4 protein-coding genes are annotated in these 3,898 nt (G+C 57.8%); all 4 read left to right on the top strand.

All coding sequences use genetic code 11. The features are described from left to right. The first annotated feature begins 2 nt into the window (after window positions 1-2). Window positions 3-839, top strand: a complete 837-nt coding sequence (locus IFT53_RS23490) for a carbohydrate ABC transporter permease (RefSeq protein WP_192068453.1) — start codon at window positions 3-5, stop codon at window positions 837-839. A gap of 11 nt (window positions 840-850) precedes the next feature. Further along, entirely contained in the window at window positions 851-1,675 is an 825-nt protein-coding gene (locus IFT53_RS23485; protein ID WP_192068451.1) for a carbohydrate ABC transporter permease, read from the top strand. Window positions 1,676-1,686: 11 nt separating this feature from the next. Further along, on the top strand, window positions 1,687-2,685 hold the full coding sequence (locus tag IFT53_RS23480) for an ABC transporter ATP-binding protein (RefSeq protein WP_192068450.1): 999 nt from the start codon (window positions 1,687-1,689) through the stop codon (window positions 2,683-2,685). Continuing rightward, window positions 2,682-3,898 (top strand): mannitol dehydrogenase family protein (locus IFT53_RS23475; RefSeq protein ID WP_192068448.1); only part of this gene is annotated, 1,217 nt, incomplete at its 3' end. The genes IFT53_RS23480 and IFT53_RS23475, both read left to right, overlap by 4 nt.

Here is a 3,898-nt window from a genome sequence, read left to right as displayed (position 1 = left end):
TGATGATGGCGCCGTCGGTTGTCATGCTTCTGGTGTGGATGATCGTGCCACTGTCCATGACGCTGTGGTTCTCTTTCCAGAACTACAATCTGCTGAACCCGGCCAATGTCAGCTTTGCTGGCCTGTTCAATTACCAGTATTTCTACACCGACCCGGCCTTCTTCCAGTCCATCTGGAATACGCTCGTCATCGTCGGCGGCGTGCTGCTGATCACGATTATTGGCGGCATCGGCCTTGCGCTGTTGCTGGACCAGCCCATTTTCGGGCAGGGCATCGTGCGCATCCTCGTCATCTCACCGTTTTTCGTCATGCCCCCGGTTGCCGCACTCGTGTGGAAGAACATGATCATGCATCCCGGTTACGGCGTGCTGGCAGACCTCAGCCGGTTCTTCGGGGCGCAGCCGATCGACTGGTTTTCGCAGTTTCCGCTTCTGTCCATCGTCATCATCGTGGCCTGGCAATGGCTGCCCTTCGCAACGCTCATTTTGCTCACCGCGCTTCAATCGCTTGACGGAGAGCAGAAGGAAGCCGCCGAAATGGATGGCGCAAGCTTCTTCAGCCGGTTCATCTATCTGACGCTGCCGCATCTGGCCCGCGCCATCACCGTGGTCATTCTCATCCAGACGATCTTCCTGCTCGGCGTTTACGCAGAAATCCTCGTCACCACCAATGGTGGACCGGGCTATGCCTCGACCAATCTCGCCTTCCTCATCTACCGCACGGCGCTGCTTGGCTATGATGTGGGTGGTGCGTCCGCAGGCGGTATCATCGCCGTTATCCTTGCCAATATTGTCGCCATCTTCCTGATGCGCGCCGTCGGCAAAAACCTCGATCGATAGGAGTACGGATCATGGCTCGTAATGTCTCGACGCGCTCCAAAATCGGCTTCACCATTGTCGCCTGGGCTATCGCGCTTCTGCTGTTCTTCCCGATTCTCTACGCGTTTCTCACGTCCTTGAAGACGGAGCCGGAAGCCATTGCGGGCTTCAGCCTGTGGCCATCGGGTACGTTTGAAAACTACATCACGGTCAACACCCAGCGTGATTACTTCAAACCCTTCATGAACTCGGTCATCCTGTCTGTCGGCTCCACCATCGTCGCCCTCATCATCGCCATTCCGGCTGCCTGGGCCATGGCGTTTTCTCCGACAAAGCGCACCAAGGATATCTTGATGTGGATGCTTTCCACCAAGATGATGCCGGCCGTTGCCGTGCTGGTGCCGATCTATCTTCTCTTCCGCAATGCGGGTCTCTTGGATACGCGCATTGGTCTCACCATCATGCTCACCTTCATCAACCTGCCGATTGTGGTGTGGATGCTCTACACATATTTCCGGGAAATTCCGGGTGAGATCCTCGAAGCATCGCGCATGGATGGTGCATCCTTGTGGAACGAGATCGTCTATGTGCTGACGCCGATGGCCATTCCCGGCATTGCCTCGACGCTTCTCCTCAACATCATTCTGGCGTGGAACGAGTCCTTCTGGACCATTCGCCTCACCACCACCAATGCCGCGCCGCTCACAGCCTTCATCGCCTCCTTCTCCAGCCCGCAGGGCCTGTTCTGGGCAAAGCTGTCTGCAGCCTCGATGATGGCGATTGCGCCGATCCTCGTGCTTGGCTGGTTCTCCCAGAAACAACTCGTTCGCGGCCTCACCTTTGGCGCGGTGAAATAAGGAATAAGAAAATGGGCAGCATTTCCCTTAAGAACGTCTCTAAGGTCTTCGGCGAAGCCAAGGTCATTCCGTCAATCGATCTTGATATCAAGGATGGCGAGTTTGTTGTTTTCGTCGGCCCATCGGGTTGCGGCAAGTCCACGCTGCTGCGCCTGATCGCGGGGCTTGAAGATGTCACCGGCGGCCAGATCATCATCGATGGCAAGGATGTGAGCGAGAAGGCACCGGCGGAACGCGGCCTTGCCATGGTGTTTCAGTCCTATGCGCTTTATCCGCATATGAGCGTGCGCAACAATATCGGCTTTCCGCTCAAAATGGCCAAGCTCGACAAGGCCGTCATCGACAAGAAGGTCAATGATGCAGCAGCCGTCCTGAACCTCACCGATTATCTGGACCGTCGCCCATCGCAACTCTCCGGCGGCCAGCGCCAGCGCGTTGCCATCGGCCGCGCCATCGTGCGTGAGCCTTCTGCGTTTTTGTTCGATGAACCGCTATCCAACCTCGATGCCTCGCTTCGCGGCACGATGCGGCTGGAAATCTCCGAGCTGCACAATACGCTGAAGACCACAATGATCTACGTGACCCACGATCAGGTGGAAGCCATGACCATGGCCGACAAGATCGTCGTGCTCAATCGCGGCAATATCGAGCAGGTCGGCTCTCCCATGGAGCTTTACAAGACACCGCGCAACCTCTTCGTCGCGGGCTTCATCGGCTCGCCGCGCATGAACTTCGTCACGGGCTCTTATGCCCAAGCCAAGGCCGCCGATACGGTTGGCGTTCGGCCCGAACATCTGCTGCTGTCAAAGGAAAGCGGCCTGTGGAAGGGCACCGTGACAGTTGCCGAACATCTGGGTTCTGACACCTTCATCCACATCAAGGTCGATGAGATCGGCATGATCACCGCGCGCGCAGGCGGCGAGTTTGCCTGCCAGCACGGCGACACGGTTTTCCTCACACCTGACGAGACCAAGATCCACAAATTCGATAGCAAGGGCCTGGCCATATGACATGCAAACTCTCGCTCGCAACGCTTGAACAGGCAAAGGCGACGGCTGCCGTCCCGGCCTATTCCCGCAGCGATCTGTCCGCTGGCATCGTGCATTTCGGCGTCGGCAATTTCCACCGCGCCCATCAGGCCATCTATCTGGATGACCTGTTCAACACCGGTGCCGACCATGAGTGGGCGATCATCGGCGCGGGCGTTCTGCCGTCCGATGCTGTCATGCGTGAGAAGCTTGCGGCACAGGATTTCCTGACCACCGTGGTGGAGCAGGATAACAACCGCACCGGCGCGCGCGTCACAGGCCCGATGGTCGATATCCTGCCGATTGGCGATACCAACGCCATCATCGAGACCCTTGCCGACCCGAAAATCCGCATTGTCTCGATGACGATCACCGAAGGTGGCTACTTCATCGACGCATCCGGCAAATTCAATCCGCAGCATCCGGCCATTGCCGAGGATGGCCGCAACCCGACCGCGCCGAAGACCGTCTTCGGCCTTATCGTCGTTGGGCTCAAAGCCCGCAAGGACAAGGGCATCCAGCCCTTCACTGTCATGTCCTGCGATAACATTCCGCATAACGGAAAGGTCACCAAGAACGCCGTTGTCGGCGTGGCAGCGCTGTCTGATCCGGCCTTTGCCACATGGATCAGTGAAACGGTTGCCTTCCCCAATTCCATGGTGGACCGTATCACGCCTGCCACCGGTCAGCGCGAACGCGATATCGCCCGCGATGATTTCGGCATCGATGACAACTGGCCTGTCTTCTGCGAAGAATTCAAGCAATGGGTCATGGAAGACAATTTCCCGGCGGGCCGTCCGGCGCTGGAAAAGGTCGGCGTGCAGTTCGTGCCCGAAGTCGCGCCCTACGAGCATATGAAGATCCGCATCCTGAATGGCGGCCATGCGGCGATTGCCTATCCCGCAGCTCTTCTCGATATCCACTTCGTGCATGAGGCGATGGAGCATCCGCTCATCCGCGCCTTCCTCGCCAAGCTGGAAAAGGAAGAGATCATCCCGATCATTCCGCCGGTGCCCAATACCGACCTCAACGAGTATTTCGACCTGATCGAGCGGCGTTTCCTCAACCCCAAGATTGGCGACACCATTCCGCGTCTCGCGCAGGATGGCTCCAACCGCCAGCCGAAATTCATCCTGCCGTCTACGGCAGATCGTCTGGAAAAGGGCGATGATATCGTCGGTCTCTCGCTGGTCTC

Origin of the sequence: Rhizobium sp. CFBP 13644, assembly GCF_014842165.1 — a bacterium.
Lineage (GTDB): Bacteria > Pseudomonadota > Alphaproteobacteria > Rhizobiales > Rhizobiaceae > Agrobacterium > Agrobacterium tumefaciens_C.
The sequence above is the reverse complement of the archived record's forward strand: the minus strand, read 5'-3'. Positions and strand labels throughout refer to the sequence as shown.